The organism is Thermobaculum terrenum ATCC BAA-798, from assembly GCF_000025005.1.
In the GTDB taxonomy this organism is placed as follows: domain Bacteria; phylum Chloroflexota; class Chloroflexia; order Thermobaculales; family Thermobaculaceae; genus Thermobaculum; species Thermobaculum terrenum.
This window is the reverse complement of sequence record NC_013526.1, coordinates 626,983-645,500: the sequence shown is the minus strand read 5'-3', so window position 1 is coordinate 645,500 and position 18,518 is coordinate 626,983. Positions and strand designations below refer to the sequence as shown.

Sequence of the window (18,518 nt, the reverse complement as noted above, 5' to 3'; positions counted from 1 at the left end):
CTCTCTCCTAACCCTTGATAGCGCCCATGCTCAGCCCCCTGACCAGGAAGCGCTGCGCGTACACCGCCAGCAGCAGGATCGGCACCACGGAGATGACCAGCGCGGCGGCTATCACGCCGTATTGTATGCCGGAGGCGGTCATGAAGGACAGCATGGCGACGGTCACCGGCTGCACGTCGCTGGAGCCCAGCACCAGCGCGAAGATGAAGTTGTTCCAGGCGTAGATGAAGGCCAGCAGGGCCGCCGCCACCACCCCGGGCTTGACCAGCGGCAGCGACACGTGCCAGAAGCTGCGCCACCAGCCGTAGCCATCCAGGCGAGCGGCGAACTCCAGCTCGGGCGAGACGTCCTCGAAGTAGCCCCTGACTATCCAGACGATGAAGGGGAGGGTGATCAGCTGGTAGGCCAGGATCAGGCCCCAGTAGGTGTTGTACAGCCCCACCGACCGGTAGATCTGCAGCAGGGGGATGAGGATCAGCAGCGCCGGTGCGAAGCGGAAGCTCAGCAGGGTGAACGCCCAGTTATCGGCGCCGCGGAATCGATAGCGTGCGAGGGCGTAAGCTGCCGGTATCCCGGCGACCAGCGAGAGCCCCACCGCGCCGCAGCTGACGATCAGGCTGTTGATGAAGTTGTGTAGATAGTCTACCTTCAGGGTGCCCACGCCACCGCCCAGCTGCCCCAGCACCAGGGCCTTGTAGTTGGCCAGGGTGGGGGAGAAGGCGAACTGGGGTGGATAGGTCAGTATCTGCTGGTTCGTCATGAAGGACATCGCCACCACCCAGTACAGGGGCAGCAGGAAGAAGAGGTAGATGGCTATCAACACCAGGTGGGCCAACCATTTACGCATGCCTTCGCCTCCTTGCTATACTCTTGCCTCGAGCTCAAGCGCCCCGCAGGTGGGCGCGCGCCCTGTTCCAGTACCTCACCATCACGTAGCTGATGGCGTACGTGATGACCCACAGCACCAGGATGAGCGCCGCCGACTCGCTCAGCCGCAGGAAGGTGAACGCCTCCAGGTAGGCGCGCAGCTGGAAGGTCATCAGGGTGTCTCCTGGCCCGCCTTGAGTCATCGCGTAGATGATGTCGAACTGCTGCAGGGAGTCCAGGATGCGGAACATCACGGCTATGAGGATGTAGGGCATCAACATCGGCAGGGTCAGCGTCCGGAAGGTGAACCAGGCCCCGGCGCCGTCCAGCCGCGCGGCCTCGAACGGCTGCTGCGGCAGCGAGCGCAGCCCGGCCAACAGCAGCAGGGCGATGAACGGCGTGAAGATCCAGACGTCGACCAGCACCACGGTGAGCAGCGCCGTGCGGGGGCTGGATCCCCAGGGGAAGTACCTCTGCCCGATGAAGCTCATGAAGAAGTTGACGAACCCGAACTGGGGGTTGGTCTCCAGCTTCCAGATCAGGCTGCCGATGGCGGGCGCCACCATCAGCGGGAGGATGAGCAGGGGCCTGAGGATCTTCGTGAGCAGCGAGTCCCTGTTCAGCAGGAACGCCAGCAGCATCCCCAGCAGCAGCTCGATGGCCACCGCCAGGAGGGTGTACTCCAGGGTGACCGCCACCGTGTGGAGGAAGTCCGGATCCGTGAAGATCTTCTGGTAGTTGCGCAGGCCCACGAAGGGCCTGCTCCAGGGCTGGCTGAGCACGTAGTGGTGCAGCGAGTACCAGACGCTCTGGGCGAAGGGGTACAGCACCCAGATCGTCAGCACGATGGACGGCGCCACCAGGAGATAGGGCCTCCACCGCGCGCGGGCCGCCGTGGTCGGGGTGGGCGGGGCGGCCGCCACCGCCACCCCCTCCTGCAGGTTAGTCGTAGCCACTCTGCGAGCCATGATGCCTCCTTTCCCCTAGCCCTACTGGGTGATGCCCGCGTCGGCCATCTTCTTGTTGATGCTCTCCGCCAGCTCGTCCAGGGAGGCCTTGACGTCGGCCCCGCTGGTCACCATCTTCTGCAGGGTGGCCGCCCAGTCGGTAGTCACGTCGAAGAAGAGGGGCTGGGGGGTGAAGTAGATCTTGGAGTTGGGTATGAGCTGGTTGAAGGACTCCAGATAGCCGGGGTACTTCTGCTTCAGCTTGGCCACCACCTTGGGATGGTTGGCCACCGAGTGCCTGACCGGGTCGACCTGGTCGCCCTCCACGGCGCCCTTCAGCAGGTGCGCCTTGCCGGTGGCCCACTGCAGGAAGTACCAGGTGGCCTCCTTGTGGTTGGAGAAGTTGCTCATGGCCAGGGACCATATCCAGACGTTGGCGTAGGCCTTGGGATCGTCCGGGTTGGCCGCCACGGGCGCCCAGCCGATGTGCCCGGCCGCCTTCGTCCCCCTATTTTGGAAGTAGCCCAGGATGTCGGCGTCGTAGATCATGGCGGACTTGCCGGCTCCCAGGTCGTTGCCCACCTCGTACCAGGTGTACTGGGTCCAGGTCGGGGGACCTCCCTTCTTGATCATCTGCACCCACAGCTTCGTCATCTCAACGGCCTGTGGGCTGTTCATCGCCGCCTTGAGGTGGTCGTCGAAGTCACGGGCGTGGTAGCAGGTGTAGGCCGACAGGAAGCCAGGGTGGATCGTGGCCCAGGAGCGCGAGCCCCGCACGCCGATGCCGTACATGTTGGCCTCCTTCTTGGAGATGTACTCGGCCGTCTCGATGATCTCCGGCAGGGTGCGCGGCACCTGCAGCTTGTGCTTGGCGAACACCTGCTTGTTGTAGGAGAGGCAGTTGAGCTCGAAGCCGAAGGGCAGGGCCCACTGCTTGGCGTCGCCCTGGCCCGGGGCCTCTCCCGGCTTGCCGCTCCAGGAGTCGCTGTGGAGGATGTTGGGGATGAAGTCCTGCACGTCGAAGTCGGGGTTGGTGAGGTTCTCGTCCTGGATGTACTGGCGCAGGTCCACCAGCCAGTTGGCCGGGCCGTACACCCAGGTCTGGTAGGCACCGGTCATCAGCGCGTCGTACTGGCTGGAGCGGCTGGAGAGGGCGGTCGTGACCTTGTCGAAGTAGACGTCCTCCGGGAATATATCGTAGGTAACGCGGATGCCCGTCAGGTCGGTGAAGGTCTGCAGGTCGGCCACCAGGGCGTCCGCGTAGGGATGCTTGTTGAGCAACAGCTTGAGGGATGTGCCCTTGTACTTCTGCCAATCGAACGCGTTGGACCCCAGGTGCTGGGAGCTCACCACGGTGGGCGTGGGCAAGCTCGTGCCGGGGCTGGAGGCCGCCTGCTGGCTGCTGGGCGTGGGCGTGCTGCCCGTGTTGGCGCCGCAGGCGGCCAGCACGCTGGCCGTGCCCGCCAGGGCGGTCCACTTAAGGAACTGTCGACGAGAGATAGCTGCCGGGTTATGCTGTGGTTTCTCCATCACTTGATGCTCCTCCTGCGTGCTAGGTATGGGTTAGGATCACCTGACTGTTGGCCGTAGTCCATCGTCTGCCCTGACTGACCACCTCCCTCGTTCTTCACATTTTCACAGTTTTCATGTGAAAATAACATCGGTTAGCCCTATGTTAACACACTCCCCGCGCGCTTGCAAGCCCCTGCCGGGGAGATTGGGCCCCTATAAGCCCCATTCGGGCCCACCAGGGCCCGTCCGGGTGTTGCAAAACGCCGCGGTTCGTGTTAAGATTCCGTGTGATGATAACATACAAAGTCACAGAATCGAGGTGAGAGCGTGAACGACAACGACGGAGAGCGCCCGGAGGAAGAGCACTTGGTGGCCCTGGACGGCCTCCGAGACAGGGAGGCGGCCAGCGAGCGGTCCCTGGCCCCCAGCCTGCGCCAGGAGCAGATCGCCGAGTACGTCATCCAGCACGGGCAGGTGAGCGCCAAGAAGCTGGCCGAGATGTTCAACGTCAGCCTGATGACGATCCACAGGGACCTCGACGAGCTGGAGCGACAGGGGATCCTCCGCAAGCTGCGGGGCTACGCCACCACGCAGCCGTCCAGCGTGTTCGAGAGCAACGTCCGGTACAGGCTCACCACCGCCCAGGCCGAGAAGGAGGCGATAGCCCGCAGGGCGGTCGAGCTGATCGAGCCCGGACAGGTCGTGATGCTGGACGACTCCACGTCGGCCCTGCACCTGGCCAGGCTCCTGCCCCAGCTGGTGCCCTTGACGGTGATCACCAACTTCCTAGCAATCATCAAGGAGCTGGCGCCGGTCAAGGGCCTCCGGCTGATAGCGCTGGGAGGAGAGTACACGCCCAGCCACGACTCCTTCAACGGCATCGTATGCACCAGCGCGATCGAGTCCCTACGGGCGGATATCTTCTTCGGCTCCGTGAGCGCGATCGCCGACGGCATCGCCTTCCATCAGGAGCAGGAGATCGTCGTCGTCAAGCAGGCGATGATGCGCTCCTCCAAGACCAAGGTGCTGCTGGCGGACCACAACAAGTTCCACCGCACGGCCCTGCACAAGCTGGCGCCCCTGGAGGCGTTCGACCTGGTGATCCTGGACAGCGGCGTGGACCCCGACATCCCGGCAGAGCTCCGCAAGGAGGGCATTCACTTCGAGATCGTGGAGGTGGCAGGTGGCTGACAAGCGGTTGCGGGCGGTGGTGTGCGATATGGACGGCGTGCTGGTGGACACCGAGCATCTGTGGGAGGAGATGTGGGTGCGCTACTGCTCCAGCCACGGCGTGACGTGGACGCGGCAGGACACGCTGAGCGTGCAGGGCATGAACCTGCACGAGTGGTCCAGCTACCTCTCCGCCAAGCTCGGGGGAGAGCTCCCCGCCGCCGCGGTCGCGCACGGGGTGGTCTCCGGGATGCACGAGGCGCTGGAGGACGGCCGGGTGGAGATGCTCCCCGGGGTGCGTGAGTGCCTCCAGGAGCTGGCCGAGCGCGGGGTGCCCTTGGCCGTGGCCTCCTCGGCGCCCAAGGCCCTCATCCAGGCCATCCTGGAGCACAACGGCCTGGCCCAGTGCTTCCGGGCCGTGACCTCCAGCGAGGAGGTCCCCAGGGGCAAGCCCTGGCCGGACGTCTACCTGGAGGCGGCGGCCCGCCTGGGAGTGGCCCCGGAGGAGTGCGTGGCGGTCGAGGACTCCAACAACGGCATCCGGGCTGCCGCGCGCGCCGGCCTGCTGGTCATCGCGCTGCCCAACCGGAAGTACCCGCCCGACCAGGCGGTGCTCTCCCTGGCCCGCTACGTGGCCGATTCCTTCTGGCAAGTCAAGGACCTGATCCTGCAGCTGCTGTGCGCTGCACCTGGGTCGCCCACATTTTCCAACCAAGGAGGTCAAGCGTGACGCACATCTACAACGACCCGCGAGGATTCAAGGAGGACATGATCGAGGGGTTCGTCCGCGCCCACCGAGACCGCGTGCGCCGGGTGCCCAACGCCTCCGCCGTGATGAGCAGCCGCGCGCCCGTCAAGGGCAAGGTGGCGCTGATCATCGGCGGAGGCTCCGGGCACTACCCGGCCTTCTGCGGGCTCGTGGGTGAGGGCCTGGCCGACGCCGCGGTGATCGGCGACATCTTCACGAGTCCCTCGGCCGAGCAGGTCTATCGCTGCACCAAGGCCGTGGAGGGCGGCGCCGGCGTGGTCTACTCCTTCGGGAACTACAGCGGCGACGTCATGCACTTCGGCCTGGCGGAGATGCGGTGCGAGAGCGAGGGCATCGACGTGCGCACCGTCCTGGTCACCGACGACGTCGCCTCGGCCCCTCCCGAGCAGAGGGAGGACAGGCGAGGCATCGCCGGCGACCTCTACGTGTTCAAGGTCGCGGGCGCCAGCGCCCACAGGGGCGATCCCCTGGACGAGGTAGAGCGGCTGGCACGGAAGGCCAACGACCACACCCGCACGGTCGGGGTGGCCTTCGGGGGATGCACGCTGCCCGGCAAGTCGGAGCCGCTGTTCAGGGTGGACCCTGGGAGGATGGAGTTCGGGCTGGGCATCCACGGCGAGCCCGGGGTGTCGACCTCCGAGCTGCTGCCGGCGCCTGAGCTGGCCCGGCTGCTGGTGGGCAAGCTCCTCGAGGAGGCACCTCCCGATGCCGATGGCACCGTGGCCCTCATGCTCAACGGCCTGGGCAGCACCAAGTACGAGGAGCTGTTCGTCCTGTACAGGTACGTCTCCGAGCTGGTGGAGCGCGCGGGGCTCCGGATACATCACCCGCTCGTAGGGGAGTACGTGACCTCCCTCGACATGGCCGGATGCTCGTTGACCTTCCTGTGGCTGGACGAGGAGCTGCGGGAGCTGCACGATGCCCCCGCCCGTACCCCCGCAATGATCTGGGAGGTGAAGAGATGAGCGAGGACGGCAAGTGGGTGCGCGCGGCCCTCAAGCGCGCGCTGACCGTGTTGGAATCCAAGGAGGATGAGCTTGGGAGGCTGGACGCTGCCGCCGGCGACGGCGACCACGGCGCGGGCATGGTGCGCGGGCTGACGGCCGCCGTGGAGGCCGCTGTGGCCGATGAGCCTGGGGAGGCCCTCATGCAGGCGGGCACGGCGTTCGCGGACGCCGCGGGCGGCGCCTCGGGCGCCATCTACGGGGTGCTGCTGGTCGCCCTGGGCAAGCGGCTGGCGGCCTCGGGACGGGTCGATCCCCCGCAGTTCGTGCAGGGGCTGCGCGACGCCATCGAGGCCATCCAGCAGCTGGGCAAGGCCCAACCGGGGGACAAAACCCTGCTGGACGCGCTGGTGCCGTTCGTCGAGGCCCTGGAAGAGGGCGTGCGCGGCGGCCAGGACCTGCGATCTGCCTGGAGGCAGGCGCTGCCCGTGGCGGAGGAGGCGGCGCGGGCCACGGCCGGCCTGGTGGCCCGCAAGGGCCGGTCCTCCAGGCTGGGTGCGCGGGGGCTGGGCCATCCGGACCCCGGCGCCGTGTCGCTGACGTACATCTTGCGGGCCGTCGAGCCGGCGCTGCCCGCGTAGGACATTGGAGGTGGAATGTATGGCAAGGCGTTATGTGGTAGGTGTAGGGGCCGATGGGCTGGGAGCCGAGCTGAAGAACCTCATCCGAGACAGGCTGCGGGACCATCCCAGGGTGGCCGAGGTGGTGGACTTCGGGGTGGGCGATCCCTCCGACAGCTGCGAGTACCCCCGCGTGGGGATCCAGGTGGCGGAGGCGGTGGCCAGCGGAGCCATCGATCGCGCCGTCTTGGTGTGCGGGACCGGCATAGGGATGGCGATATCCGCCAACAAGGTGCGTGGGGTCAGGGCGACGGTGGCGTACGATCCCTACTCGGTCGAGAGGTCGGTCCTGTCCAACAACTGCCAGGTGCTCTGCCTAGGCGCAAGGGTGGTGGGACCGGAGTTGGCCTGGTATGTGGTCCGTCAGTGGCTCACGTACGAGTTCGACCCCAGCTCCCCGTCGGCGCACAAGATCCAGCTGATATGCGATTACGAGCAGGGGCACCTGACCAATTCCGGAGGCGATAGCTGATGTCTGCTAGAACGGTACTGCTATTGGGAGATAAGTTCGTCCGGTGTGCCCTGCTGGAGGAGGCCTTGCGGGAGGAGGTGGGTAAGCAGGTGAGCACGACGGCCGTGGAGCTCTCCTGGCCCATTGAGCCCTTCGGTCGTGTCGCGGAGGTGGACGAGGCCTCGGGCAGTGAAGAGGACGTGCTCGCTCATATCCAAGGTAAGGAGATCGTCGTTACGGAAATGGCCCCTCTGACGGCCCGCGTGTTCGCTGCGGCCGACTCCCTGCGATTGGTGGTCGTCACAAGGGGCGGACCTGTCAACGTCAACCTGGAGGCCGCTACGCGCCACGGCGTGGTGGTGTGCAACATCCCCGGGAGGAACGCGCAGGCCGCCGCGGAGTACGCCCTCGGGATGATCCTGGCCGCCGTCCGGAGGATCGCGGAGGCGCACTCCAGCCTCGTGGGCGGCCGCTGGCGGGGAGACCTGTACGCCTACGAGGAGGCCGGCTTCGAGCTCGGGGGCAGCACCGTGGGGCTGGTGGGCTTCGGCGCGATAGGCCGCATAGTGGCCAGGGCGCTGACCGCGCTGGGCGCCCAAGTGCTGGTGCACGACCCGTACGTGACGGACGAGGAGGTGCGCGCGGTCGGGGCGGCGAGGACCTCCCTGGAGGAGCTGCTCCGGAGCTCCAGGGTCGTGAGCCTGCACGCGCGGCTGACCTCGGAGACAGCAGGGCTCATAGGACGGCATGAGATCCAGCTGATGCCCAGGGGCTCGGCCCTCGTGAACACCGCCAGGGGAGGACTGCTGGACTACTCGGCGCTCATCGAGGCGCTGGAGAGCGGTCACCTGTGGGCAGCCGCACTGGATGTATTCCCTGAGGAGCCTTTACCCCCGGATTCGCCGCTGCTTACAATGCCCAGGGTAGTGGTCTCGCCCCACATCGCCGGAGCTACAAGGGAGACCGCCAAGCGGGCGGCTAGGCTCGCCGCCGTGCAAGTGGGCCGCTACCTGCGAGGCGAGACTCTGCAGCATGTGCTGAACCCCGAGGTGATGGAGATAAGGCATGCTGATCGGCGTTGATGCAGGCACATCCGTGGTCAAGGCGGTGGCGTTTTCGGAGCAAGGCGAAGTGTTGGGCATAGAGGCGGAATCAAACAGGGTGCTGTCGCCTGCCCCGGGGCTGTTCGAGCAGGACCAGGCGGAGCTGATCTCGAAGGTCGGGCAGGTAGTATCCCGACTAACCTCCCGGCTGCCGCACCGGGTAGAGGTCATCGGCATCACTGCTCAAGGTGACGGCCTGTGGCTCCTTGATCGCAACGGCGATCCTCTAGGCCACGCCATATTATGGCTGGACTCGAGGGCTATCCCGGTAGTCGAGCGATGGCTCGAGGAGGGCGTGGTCGAGGCCGTGGCCCGCAGGCATGGCAACGTGCTCTTTCCCGGGGCGTCCGCCTCGATCCTGGCCTACCTGGACCGGCACGAGCCCGAGAGGCTGGCGGCGGCGGGGGCGGCGCTGTACTGCAAGGACGTGCTGGTCCACGCCCTCACGGGCGCGGTGGCCACCGACCCCTCGGACGCCTCCCTGCCCTTCTTGGACGTCCGCAGCCGGCGCTACGACGAGGACATTGTGCGCCTCTGTGGCCTGAGCGCCTGGCGACACCTGCTGCCGCCGGTGGATCCCCTGCCGGGGCCGCTGCGGGCCCTGAACCGGAAGGGAGCCGCCCTCCTTGGCCTACCGCAGGGCACGCCGGTGCATGCTGGCCCCTTCGACCTGCCGGCGTGTGCGCTGGGGCTGGGACTGAGGCGCGATGTCGGTGAGGCACTTGTCATCCTAGGCACTACGCTGGCCTGCGAGGTGGTCGTGGATAGTCCCCCAAGTCCTACGTGCCTGGGCGGTATGACGCTGTGCTTTGTGGACCCCGACCGGTGGCTGCGGGCCATGCCAGCCATGGTGGGCACCGCCTGCCTGGACTGGTTGACGCGTTTGCTCGGGCTCCGCCCGCAGGACCTGGACTCACACCTCGACGCCTCGCCCATCGGCGCCAGGGGCGTGATGGTCCTGCCGCACCTCTCTCCTGGTGGGGAGCGGGCTCCCGTGCTGGACATGAGGGCCAGGGGGGTGCTCGCGGGCCTCCACCTGCACGTGGAGCGCGCCGATCTGGTGCGGGCGCTCTGCGAGGGCATAGCCTGCACGGCGCGCCACTGCCTGGAGAGCGCTGGGTGGTCCGGAGGGCCGATCTACCTCTGCGGGGGAGGGGCTCGGTCCCAGCGCCTGTGCCAGCTGCTGGCGGACGTGCTGGGCCATCCCGTGCTGGTGCCCAGGGTGCAGGAGGCGGGTGCCAGGGGAGCGGCCATCGCGGCCGGCATAGCCCTGGGCGGCATCTCGTTTGATGAGTGGCGCGTGTCGATCGATGTGGTGGAGCCGAACGAGGACTGTAGACAGCACTACCTTCAGTTGTATGAGCAGCACCTAAGGCTGGAGGAAACCTGTAGGGAACTGTCCAAGATGTGGAGTAGTACCGCTATAGACTAGGCGCCAGCGCATAACTTTCACCGCGGATCACTGGCGGCCCCAACACGTTTTTGCCAGAAGCTGCCAACATGTCGCCCCCTGCTGTGCCTGGTCTTCCCCATTGCCCAACCGCCGTCCATGTCCGTAGGTCGATTGTAGTGGCTCCGTCGCACGGACCTCAAGCTCACACGACGGTGTTCGTAGTCCGGACCCAAACTAGCACATCCATGTGTGCCCAGGGCAAGAACACCCTCTATTCCCACGGTGACACTCTTGTAGGATCCATAGCTGCCATCCTCAGATTGGGAATGACCTCCTGGGAGGCGAGGTGGTTGTAGGTGCTGTAAGTGGATCAAGTAGCGAGCGAGGAAATGATATAGGTGGGAAGGCTGTAGCGGTCCCTTCGGATGGGCCTGGAGTCTCAGGACTTCTAGGAGAAGTGAGGATAGGCAATGACTGGACTACGGCTGCCGGCGGCTGAATCCCCAACATGGAGGAGGGCCCATGATGGACGTTGGGGTTTACCCTATATTCTCCGTACGTAACCTCACGGGGCAACGCCTCCAGTCGGTGGCTGCCATGGGCACGGTTCGGCAGCTGCATGGCCTTACCGACTGTGATTCGTTGGTCTTTACCTTCCTGTTACAAGACGGTACTCCTGGTGTTATTGAAGCAGGATTCACCTATCTCTCTTCCTTGATTGAGCTTGAAGGCTCCCATGGACGCCTCACCATTGAGGGGCACATCACCCAGGCGGTACAGGGAAGAGTTATCATGGAACGGTGGTTACAGGACGGAGGCACACTGCTGAGCGGCTAGTGCATGAGGTGCAACCGGAAGGATTACCACATTTCTATAACTACATGGCAGAGGTGACCCACTTCGCCGAGTGTATCCTGCTGGGGAGGGAGCCTATAGCCTCGGGACGTACATGCCTTGCGGACATGCAGGTGCTAGATGCCGTACGTGAGTCCCTGCGTCTCGGGACAAGGATCCAGGTGCGCTATTGATCTATGCCTCGCCATCGAGGATGTCCTCCGGCGGCCGTTAGGCGATGAGCTAGTACGGGCGGTTGCGACCATGCCTTGGAAGGCCGCTGGATCCACAGCGGGGATGATCTTGCATCTCATTAGCGGCTGCTGGGTGCCCGAGTCGCTGAGACAGCTGCCCGTGCGCCTCTCGCCCCTGGACCCGTCTGTAACCGGAGGTAACGCAGAGCGCCACGTCTCTGGGAACCCTCGGGCATGTGCCGCACCTCCTCAAGCACATCGCGCCGATCGGGCCATGCTCTGCAGATGGGGGGTTTTGAAGGTGGTCCCGTGACCCGCCACACCTTAAGCTTATGGCGCAGACACAACATCTCTGTGGCCAGCCCTTCGGGCAGATGAGGGCGGTGGTTACTCCCCTTACCAGCGCGTGACTTCGTCGATCTCGTGATCCATACCGACTGAGAGCGAGGCTGTAGAGGATCGCGAGCCAACAAACTGCCGCGCACAGCGTCCCCTATGGTCTGGATGCCGCTTGGGCAGCCGGCAAGGCATGTTTCGCCTGCGCTGGCGTCGTGCCGTCCAGCCTTGCTAGGACACCCCTGAGCTGGATGTGCCCGCATTCCCTGGGCACTACTCCAACAACACCGGCTCGATGCCAGCGTACTCGCACCACTTCATCAGCTCGGGCACATAGTCGCCGTAGACAGCATGGATGTGGTTTGTCGGGAACTCCTCCAGAAACCGCTCCACTCTACATTCCAAGGATGCGAAGGCGTGGGGCCAATTCGGCTGCACCTCGCGCACGATGCGTTGCTCCAACTGCTCATCAAAGCGCACGAACTCGGCCCGCAGGATGTGCATGCGGTAGGACCCGTCTAACCGGCTCAGCCTGGCCAGCGTCACGCGGCCCGGAGCCGCTAGATGGAACACCGACGCACCGCCGGCTGGGAAGTAGAAGCCCTGTGGCCTGAGTTCCACTTGCCTGAGGTTGACCTCTAGATCGCTGGTGTGGCCCGCGAAGTATGTAGGATGCTGTCCTGAGTTGACGAGATCGACAATGCCTAGGTCGCTGTAGTAGTGGCGAACGTCCGCAAACAGCACGGGACTGCCAGCTATATGCTTGAGCACCTCCATAGTGAGCGCGCCGTCCATGTCGGCCTCCGTGGCGCACACCACCGGCTCCTTCGGGCCGTCCCAGTCGTAAGGATCGTTCAAGAAAGCCTCGGCCACGTCCATCGTGGCGAACCTCTCGGTGAGCTCGGGCTGTCCCTTAATGCCCAAGAAGTCCAGATCACGCTGCTCAATGAGCTCGAGGCAGGCGTAGTAGGCGGCTATCTGCCGCTCGAGCAGCTGCGGAGTCAGCTGCCGCCCATCGTAGTGCACCTTGGCCACCTTGGACTCAAGCCACTCCCTGGCACTGGTTATCCTTTGGGAGGCATCGGCGAGCAAGCGCTCGCTGCGCACCACGAGCTCGTACTGGTCGATGTGCTCTACGTCCACGCCGAAGAGCTTGGCCCATTGGTCGGTGTTGCTAACGGCGGTGTTGATGCCGATCGAGCGACCGCCGATCAACCCATAGGTCTCCCCGCGCAGGGCATGCAGGGCATGGGCAGCGCGGATGGCTGCCAACAGCTGGCGAGACACCTGCTCGTCCTGGACGTCCCCGAACACCCTCGTGGGGACCACGCCGATCTGCTCGAGCGCTCCTGCCGCGGCCAGGAGCGCGACCATGCCTGGTTTGGAGGGGTTGATCTGGCCGAGCAGTAGGATCGGGCGTGGGGCAAAGTGGCTGGCCACTACGCTGAACTGTGGAAAGGCCCACACGGCGTAGTTGAAGATAGTGCACTCCACACCCGCCTCCGCCAGCCGGCGTGCCTGGCTGCGGGCGGTCTCGTTACTCCACACAAGATCGCCTGCCACGACCTACAGTCCCATGCCCGCCAGCGCGCCGGTCAACCTTGCCTGAAACCTCAGGTTCTCCTCCACCTGAGGAGCGTGGGCGTACTCCCGACCGTCGCTGAACGTCAGCACACCTACCTTGGGTCTCCTTCTCTCTGCCACCTCAGCCTCCTAGCATGCTAACTGCCCAGCCTCCTTACCGAGCTGCGCGGGATCACCCGTGTCGGCAGCGTCCACCGCATATTATCCTCCCTCCAGTCGCCGCTCTCGATCAGCGCCAGCAGGCGCTCAAGGGCGACCCTGCCCATCTCCTCGCAGGGCACTCTGACGGTGGTTAGGGGTGGGCTGACCGTCCTAGCCAGCTCGATATCGTCGAAGCCCACCACCGAGATCTGCCCGGGCACGGATATGCCACGCTCATTCAAGGCTCGGTAAACCCCTATAGCCGTCTTATCGCTGACGGCGAAGATCGCGGTCGGCGGCTCCTCAAGGTCCAGCAGCATCAGCGTCTCTCCGTACCCTTTCTCCTCGCCGTGCGACACCCTGGGGGGGATGAGCTCGGGGGGTGGCGCCAGGCCAGCCTGCTGCATGGCGAGCAGGTAGCCAGCCAACCGCTCTCCCAGCGTCCAGTACTTGGATGGGCCACGGACGAACCCGATGCGTCTGTGGCCCTGCTCCAAGAGGTGCTTGGTCATGGCGTAGGCGCCTCCGAAGTTGTCGGGCACGACCGTGGGCACCTCCAAGCCAGGCACGTAGTGATCTACCATCACGAGGGGCAGACCCGTCGCCAGCGCGGCCCGGATCCAGTCCTCGTCCAGATCCCCACCTCCTAGTATCACTAGCCCGGTTACACCATCCTGCGTCCAGCGATCCAGGCTGGGCGGCTCGCCCTGCTCGACGAACTCCAGTATGAGTCGATACCCCCTGCCCCGCGCGACGGTCTCCATGCCCTGCAGTATAGGTTTGTTGAACGGATCTGAGCTCGGGCTGAGGGGGGTACGCTCAACCAGTACCACTATGTCGTGGGGGGTGCGCAAGCTGCGGCGAGGGGAGGCCCGGTAGCCGAGCCTGCGTGCCGCCTCCAGCACCCGCTCCCGGGTAGCAGCGGCTACGCCCCTCTTCCCGTTCAGCACCAGCGAGGCCGTGCCCATGGACACGTTGGCCGCCTCGGCTACGTCTCTCAAAGTCGCAGACTTCTTCAACCCTCTCCCCCCACGCGATTCATTCCTGCTGCGTACAACTATACAAGGATCAAAGCCTAAATTCAAACTGTTTTAACTGAATATTAGGCTAATTTGTATGAAATTTATTTGAAATTACTATTGACTTTATTTGAAATGCGTAATATCATCAGCTTACGAGCGTTCCATGCGTACTAACAGCAGCTGGTGCAGGAGGAGACAGATGCAGGACGAGGGACTTTTCCAAAATGGGGCGGTGATGAGCCGTAGACAGATGCTGAGGCTCGCAGCCGGAGCGGCAGCCAGCCTCGCCCTCGCGGCGTGTGGTGGACGGCAGATGGGGCCGGGCTCAGCGCAGGGCACGCCGGGGGCCAGCCCCACACAGGCGGTGGTGGAGCAACCTCCCAAGGAGGGGGCGATCACCATCATCGCCACCTCACAGATGCCGATCAACACTTGGAAGACGGCCCTCAAGGAGGCGCAGGAGCGATACCCGGACATCAGGCTGAAGGTGACGCAGACCTCCATCCAGGGTGGGTGGTCGGCCTACGCGGACAAGATCATCACGCAGATCGCTGGGGGGGAACAGCTCGACGTCATCATGATCGCCATAGAGGGGCTCGCCCTCCTGAGCTCCAAGCGTGTCCTGCGGCCGCTGGACGAGTTCATCCAGGCGGATTCGGAGGCCTATGACACCTTGCACAACGACATCCACAAGACCCTCCGGGAGATGATGCAGTACGAAGGCAAGCAGATGGAGTTCCCGTTCTCTTGGAACAACATGGTGATCTACTACAACACGAAGATCTTTCAAGAGGAGGGGCTCAAGCCGCCCAGCCCGGACTGGACTTGGAACGACTTCCTCGGGGTATGCAAGCAGGTGGCCAATGTCCGCGGCACCGCCAAGGATCGCTATGCGTACTCCTTCTGGGGAGCGGGCATGTTCGGGATGTGCGCTTGGTACTTCAACAACGACACCTCCTCGCTCACGGACGATTGGCAAGACTCCAACATGCTCGACCCCAAGGTCGCCGAGACCCTGCAGTTCCTCGTCGACCTCATCCGCAAGCACAGGGTGGCGCCGAACCCAGCCGGCTGGGATGAGAATGCGCAGTTCCATGCTGGCCACCTAGTGATGCGCACCTGCGGCCGCTGGTGCATAGGCGCCTCCCTGGCCGAGAAGTTCACCTCCTACGACCTCCAGTATCAACCCCATAAGTCTGGCCCCTACAAGACGGTTGTGGGGACGGACGGCTGGGGCATCGCCACTATGAGCCAGCACCCCAACGAGGCCTGGAAGGCGGTGAAGGTGCTCTCCGGGAAGACGGCCTCTCGCGCCATGGTGGAGCTGGGGGGCAACATCCCGGCGCTGCGGTCGGTCGCGGAGGAGCCGGCCTTCAGGGAGTACGGACCGGAGAACACCGAGATCTTCTACGAGTCGCTCGACTACGCCAGGACCGTGCCATCGCCGCCTAACTTCAACATCATCGAGCCGATCCTGGACCGCCACTACTCCACCATTTGGAACGGTCAGAAGACCGTGCAGGAGGCGGTTAAGCTGGCACACCAGGAGCTGCAGGCTGAGATGGACAAGCTGAAGGAGGAATCGCGCAGCTGGAGAGTGTTCGCAGCCAGCACGACGCGGACCTGCCCATGCCAGGAAGCGCGGGCGCAGTAGGGTGGCCGCAAGGTGATTAGGAGGAGCCAAGTGCGCGCACGACAGCTGGATGCGATGGGTGTCAGGAAGCTGTCCCTGTTTGGAGTTGGCCGCGCAAGGGCCCAGGAGTGGGGCTCGGCCTACGTGCTGATTGCACCCGCCATCGCGGCGCTGGCTATCTTCCTCGTGATCCCCATCCTGGCGTCTTTCGCGCTAGTCTTTGCCCACTACGACCTGCTCACGCCGCCCAGGTGGGCGGGCCTGGAGAACCTGCAGCAGCTGCTTGGCGATCGCAGGCTGCGTACGGTGTACTGGAACAGCCTGCAGATCGTGGTGGGCGCTACCTTCCTCAACCAGGTGCTCGGGCTCCTGCTAGCTATGGGGGTCAATCGGGCGATGCCGGCCTTCCTGCGCTATCTGCTGCGAACGGCGCTGTTCTTTCCCGTCCTGACCACTACCGCGTCGCTTGCGTTGGTGTGGAGGTTCATCCTGTCACAGGATAGAGGAGTGCTGAACTACATCCTGCAGCAGCTGGGTCTGGCCCCTCTACCGTGGCTAACCGATCCTCACCTGGCGCTGGTCTCGGTTATCCTGTACGATGTGTGGAAGAGTTGTGGCTACCTAATGGTGCTGTACCTGGCCGGGTTGCAGGGCATTCCCGACGAGCTGTACGAGGCAGCGAAGGTGGATGGTGCCAATCGCCTACAGCTGGTGCGCCACATCACCCTACCCCTGATCACCCCGACGGCGTTCTTCGCAACGGTTATCTCCATCGTGTTCCTGCTGCGCCAGCACTTCATGACGCTACCGCAGGAGCTGATGGACGCGGCCAAGATCGATGGAGCCTCATTCTTCCGGATATTCTTCCAGATAATGCTGCCGCTTGTGGGCCCAGCGCTCTCGGCGCTGGGCATATTTACCTTCCTGGGATCCTGGAACAATTTCTTCGGCCCCCTGATCTTCTTGCGGTCCTGGGACAAGTTCACCCTGCCGATCGCGATCGTCACGCTGCAGGGATACATGGGGATGGGCAACCGAGCGCACGTGCTCGCGGGCATCATGCTGTCCATCCTACCGATCCTGGTGGTGTTTCTGCTGGCGCAACGGTTCATCATCAGGGGGATAGCGTTCTCGGGGATGAAGGGATGAAGGCTCTCAGGACTGATAAGATCTGGGCACCCCAACCCACATCCTGGTGGCACGAGGCGCTCGTGGAGCTGTGGGACCACTTGCCCGGTGTAGCCGTGCTCAGCCTCGCGTTCACGCTGGGCACGCTGCCCGCGTGGCTCACGCTCTGGTGGGGCTGGGTGTGGCTATGCCTGCCGTTGCTGGTCCTGCTGGTGGCGCCAGCTTGGGCCCTTCTGCTGTGGAGCGAGGCCAGGCTCTGCCGCTACGAAGCGTGCGTGCCCGGGCCGTGGCGGCTGTGGGCGCGTGCGTCCGGGCTGGGTGCGGTGTGCGCCTTCCCCTTGTGTGCCCTCCTGGTGACGCTGCCAGCGCTCTCGGGACCGGAGGTGGCGGGGATCGCTTGGGTGGGGCTGGCGGCGGACATCGTGGGCGTCTGCCTAGCTTGGTGCCTGGCATCCTACGGCTTCCCACTGCTGGTCCTCCAGGGCTGGCCGTGGCGCCGTGCCGTCGTGGGTGCCATGGCGTTGGCCTCGCGGCACGTGGTGTACACCCTCGGGCTGCTGAGCCTCTGCGTAGGGTGCTGTGTGCTGCTGTTGCTGGTGAGCTCGGGGTTGATGTTCTTTCTACCAGGGGTTTACGGCATGTTTAGCCTCGTGGTTTGCCTGCGCAGTCTGGAAGCTGAGATGGGAGGTGGCACATGAGCGGACGGGTCGTGCTGGTCGGAGGATTCCTGGGTGCGGGGAAGACGACGTTGCTGCTGAGGGCGGCACGGCAGCTTGAGCGGCGGGGGCTCAAGGTGGGGGTGGTGACGAACGACCAGGGGACTCAGCTGGTGGACACAGCGCTGGCGCGAGGGGCGTCGGTCCCGGTGATGGAGGTCACGGGCGGGTGTTTCTGCTGCCGCTTCGACGAGCTCCTGAACGCCCTGCATGCTGAGCTCACCCTCGGGTGTCAGGTGGTGCTGGCCGAGCCCGTGGGCAGCTGCACCGACCTGCTGGCAACGGTGGTTCGCCCCCTCCTGCGGATGCATCCAGGTTTAGAGGTGGCTCCCCTAAGCGTCCTGATAGATCCAACCAAAGACAGCTCGAAGTTGCCCGAGCACATCCGCTACCTCTACCAGCAGCAGCTTGAGGAGGCTGAGCTGCTGGTGATCAACAAGGTCGACCTGCTGAGTTACAGGGCGCCGGAGGTACTCAGGGAGGTGAGAGCCGCCCATCCGGCGAGCCGATGCGTGCCCATCTCGGCCCTAACGGGAGAGAGCGTGGATGCCTGGCTCGAGCTCGTGCTCGGAGGAACAACCGCCGCCGATCGCGATCTCGCCCTGGATTACGATCGCTACGCGGCCGCGGAGGCCGCTCTGGGGTGGCTCAACTGCTCCGGGAGCCTCAGCGCCGATGGCCCATACAAGCTCAAGGGGTGGGCGGAGCGGGTGCTGACGTCGATCGGGCAAGCGGCCCAGAAGAGGGGGGCGCCTGTGGGGCACCTCAAGTTGTACCTGCAGGTGGCTGAGGCGCAATACAGGGCGAGCCTGCTGGATGCGCTTCCAGAGGTGCAATGGGACAGCTCACCGGGCGCGCACGAGGTAGCAGCTAGCCGCTTCGTCCTCAACGCCCGTGTCGGCCTCGAGCCCGATCTGCTGGCCAAGATCGCCCAGCAGACGCTCGCCGCGGCGTCGGCGGCCTCGGGCGCCAAGCTAGTTGTAGAGGCCGTGGAGTGCTTTGCGCCCTCACCCCCGCGACCCACCTATCGCCTAGATGTGGCCGGCAGGTCAGTGCTCCCGATCTACCGCTCCACTAAGCCTACTGAGGGGTAA

The 18,518-nt window shown here is 64.7% G+C and carries 16 protein-coding genes and 2 pseudogenes; 12 read left to right on the top strand and 6 right to left on the bottom strand.

Features of this window, described 5'->3' with window-relative positions; all coding sequences use genetic code 11:
* Positions 1–7 precede the first annotated feature (7 nt).
* From TTER_RS12520 to TTER_RS12510, 3 genes are read right to left on the bottom strand one after another with little or no spacing between them, the layout of a single operon-like run.
* Complete coding sequence (locus TTER_RS12520) at positions 8–847, bottom strand: carbohydrate ABC transporter permease (protein WP_012876411.1); 840 nt, start codon at positions 845–847, stop codon at positions 8–10.
* A gap of 34 nt (positions 848–881) precedes the next feature.
* Positions 882–1,835, bottom strand: coding sequence for a carbohydrate ABC transporter permease (locus TTER_RS12515; protein ID WP_012876410.1), 954 nt, complete (start codon positions 1,833–1,835; stop codon positions 882–884).
* Positions 1,836–1,856: 21 nt separating this feature from the next.
* The gene (locus tag TTER_RS12510; RefSeq protein WP_012876409.1) at positions 1,857–3,344 is read right to left on the bottom strand and encodes an ABC transporter substrate-binding protein; all 1,488 of its coding nucleotides are present in this window, start codon (positions 3,342–3,344) and stop codon (positions 1,857–1,859) included.
* A 309-nt stretch (positions 3,345–3,653) separates the two neighbouring features.
* On the opposite strand from TTER_RS12510, the gene TTER_RS12505 reads away from it, so the two are divergent.
* The 8 genes and pseudogenes from TTER_RS12505 to TTER_RS12470 all read left to right on the top strand — a co-directional run bounded on the left by TTER_RS12505 (position 3,654) and on the right by TTER_RS12470 (position 10,673).
* Entirely contained in the window at positions 3,654–4,517 is an 864-nt protein-coding gene (locus TTER_RS12505) for a DeoR/GlpR family DNA-binding transcription regulator (RefSeq protein ID WP_012876407.1), read from the top strand.
* Positions 4,510–5,226: an HAD family hydrolase gene (locus TTER_RS12500; protein ID WP_012876406.1), complete on the top strand. Its 717-nt coding sequence runs from the start codon at positions 4,510–4,512 to the stop codon at positions 5,224–5,226. Before TTER_RS12505 ends, TTER_RS12500 begins: the two co-directional genes overlap by 8 nt.
* A 38-nt stretch (positions 5,227–5,264) precedes the next feature.
* A pseudogene (gene dhaL / locus TTER_RS16450) lies at positions 5,265–6,850 on the top strand (dihydroxyacetone kinase subunit DhaL).
* A 19-nt stretch (positions 6,851–6,869) separates the two neighbouring features.
* On the top strand, positions 6,870–7,361 hold the full coding sequence (locus TTER_RS12485) for an RpiB/LacA/LacB family sugar-phosphate isomerase (RefSeq protein ID WP_012876403.1): 492 nt from the start codon (positions 6,870–6,872) through the stop codon (positions 7,359–7,361).
* Positions 7,361–8,422 carry a 2-hydroxyacid dehydrogenase gene (locus tag TTER_RS12480; protein ID WP_012876402.1) on the top strand — a complete coding sequence of 354 codons (1,062 nt, stop codon included), beginning with the start codon at positions 7,361–7,363 and terminating at the stop codon, positions 8,420–8,422. Before TTER_RS12485 ends, TTER_RS12480 begins: the two co-directional genes overlap by 1 nt.
* The gene (locus TTER_RS12475) at positions 8,406–9,875 is read left to right on the top strand and encodes an FGGY-family carbohydrate kinase (RefSeq protein ID WP_012876401.1); all 1,470 of its coding nucleotides are present in this window, start codon (positions 8,406–8,408) and stop codon (positions 9,873–9,875) included. Before TTER_RS12480 ends, TTER_RS12475 begins: the two co-directional genes overlap by 17 nt.
* 307 nt (positions 9,876–10,182) lie before the next feature.
* Positions 10,183–10,335 (top strand): hypothetical protein, encoded by a 153-nt coding sequence (locus tag TTER_RS15895; protein ID WP_012876400.1) that lies wholly within the window; start codon positions 10,183–10,185, stop codon positions 10,333–10,335.
* Between the two features lie 23 nt (positions 10,336–10,358).
* Positions 10,359–10,673: a Gfo/Idh/MocA family protein gene (locus TTER_RS12470; protein WP_041425297.1), complete on the top strand. Its 315-nt coding sequence runs from the start codon at positions 10,359–10,361 to the stop codon at positions 10,671–10,673.
* A gap of 134 nt (positions 10,674–10,807) precedes the next feature.
* Here TTER_RS12470 and TTER_RS15890 read toward each other — a convergent pair whose 3' ends face one another.
* The 3 genes and pseudogenes from TTER_RS15890 to TTER_RS12455 form a co-directional block, all read right to left on the bottom strand.
* Positions 10,808–10,984, bottom strand: coding sequence for a hypothetical protein (locus TTER_RS15890; RefSeq protein WP_169302700.1), 177 nt, complete (start codon positions 10,982–10,984; stop codon positions 10,808–10,810).
* 489 nt (positions 10,985–11,473) lie between these two features.
* Positions 11,474–12,904 (bottom strand): annotated as a pseudogene (locus TTER_RS12460) (L-fucose/L-arabinose isomerase family protein).
* Between the two features lie 17 nt (positions 12,905–12,921).
* Positions 12,922–13,944, bottom strand: coding sequence for a LacI family DNA-binding transcriptional regulator (locus tag TTER_RS12455; protein ID WP_012876399.1), 1,023 nt, complete (start codon positions 13,942–13,944; stop codon positions 12,922–12,924).
* 202 nt (positions 13,945–14,146) lie between these two features.
* Here TTER_RS12455 and TTER_RS12450 point away from each other — a divergent pair, with 202 nt between their 5' ends.
* Genes TTER_RS12450 through TTER_RS12435 form a run of 4 tightly spaced genes read left to right on the top strand, consistent with a single transcriptional unit; the run spans position 14,147 to position 18,518 of the window.
* Positions 14,147–15,601: an ABC transporter substrate-binding protein gene (locus tag TTER_RS12450; protein ID WP_012876398.1), complete on the top strand. Its 1,455-nt coding sequence runs from the start codon at positions 14,147–14,149 to the stop codon at positions 15,599–15,601.
* Between the two features lie 30 nt (positions 15,602–15,631).
* On the top strand, positions 15,632–16,729 hold the full coding sequence (locus tag TTER_RS15065; RefSeq protein WP_012876397.1) for an ABC transporter permease: 1,098 nt from the start codon (positions 15,632–15,634) through the stop codon (positions 16,727–16,729).
* On the top strand, positions 16,726–17,406 hold the full coding sequence (locus TTER_RS12440) for a hypothetical protein (RefSeq protein ID WP_012876396.1): 681 nt from the start codon (positions 16,726–16,728) through the stop codon (positions 17,404–17,406). The genes TTER_RS15065 and TTER_RS12440 overlap by 4 nt, the downstream gene beginning before the upstream one ends.
* A complete protein-coding gene (locus tag TTER_RS12435) occupies positions 17,403–18,518 on the top strand; it encodes a GTP-binding protein (protein ID WP_012876395.1) in 1,116 nt (371 codons plus the stop codon). The genes TTER_RS12440 and TTER_RS12435 overlap by 4 nt, the downstream gene beginning before the upstream one ends.

What these genes read in the sequence shown, in the direction of transcription:
- TTER_RS12450 (WP_012876398.1), top strand. Translation starts at nt 14,147, where the DNA reads ATGCAGGACGAGGGACTTTTCCAAAATGGGGCGGTGATGAGCCGTAGA.
- TTER_RS12520 (WP_012876411.1), bottom strand. Translation starts at nt 847, where the DNA reads ATGCGTAAATGGTTGGCCCACCTGGTGTTGATAGCCATCTACCTCTTC.
- TTER_RS12475 (WP_012876401.1), top strand. Translation starts at nt 8,406, where the DNA reads ATGCTGATCGGCGTTGATGCAGGCACATCCGTGGTCAAGGCGGTGGCG.
- TTER_RS12440 (WP_012876396.1), top strand. Translation starts at nt 16,726, where the DNA reads ATGAAGGCTCTCAGGACTGATAAGATCTGGGCACCCCAACCCACATCC.
- TTER_RS12435 (WP_012876395.1), top strand. Translation starts at nt 17,403, where the DNA reads ATGAGCGGACGGGTCGTGCTGGTCGGAGGATTCCTGGGTGCGGGGAAG.
- TTER_RS12485 (WP_012876403.1), top strand. Translation starts at nt 6,870, where the DNA reads ATGGCAAGGCGTTATGTGGTAGGTGTAGGGGCCGATGGGCTGGGAGCC.
- TTER_RS12480 (WP_012876402.1), top strand. Translation starts at nt 7,361, where the DNA reads ATGTCTGCTAGAACGGTACTGCTATTGGGAGATAAGTTCGTCCGGTGT.
- TTER_RS15890 (WP_169302700.1), bottom strand. Translation starts at nt 10,984, where the DNA reads ATGAGATGCAAGATCATCCCCGCTGTGGATCCAGCGGCCTTCCAAGGC.
- TTER_RS12515 (WP_012876410.1), bottom strand. Translation starts at nt 1,835, where the DNA reads ATGGCTCGCAGAGTGGCTACGACTAACCTGCAGGAGGGGGTGGCGGTG.
- TTER_RS12510 (WP_012876409.1), bottom strand. Translation starts at nt 3,344, where the DNA reads ATGGAGAAACCACAGCATAACCCGGCAGCTATCTCTCGTCGACAGTTC.
- TTER_RS12470 (WP_041425297.1), top strand. Translation starts at nt 10,359, where the DNA reads ATGATGGACGTTGGGGTTTACCCTATATTCTCCGTACGTAACCTCACG.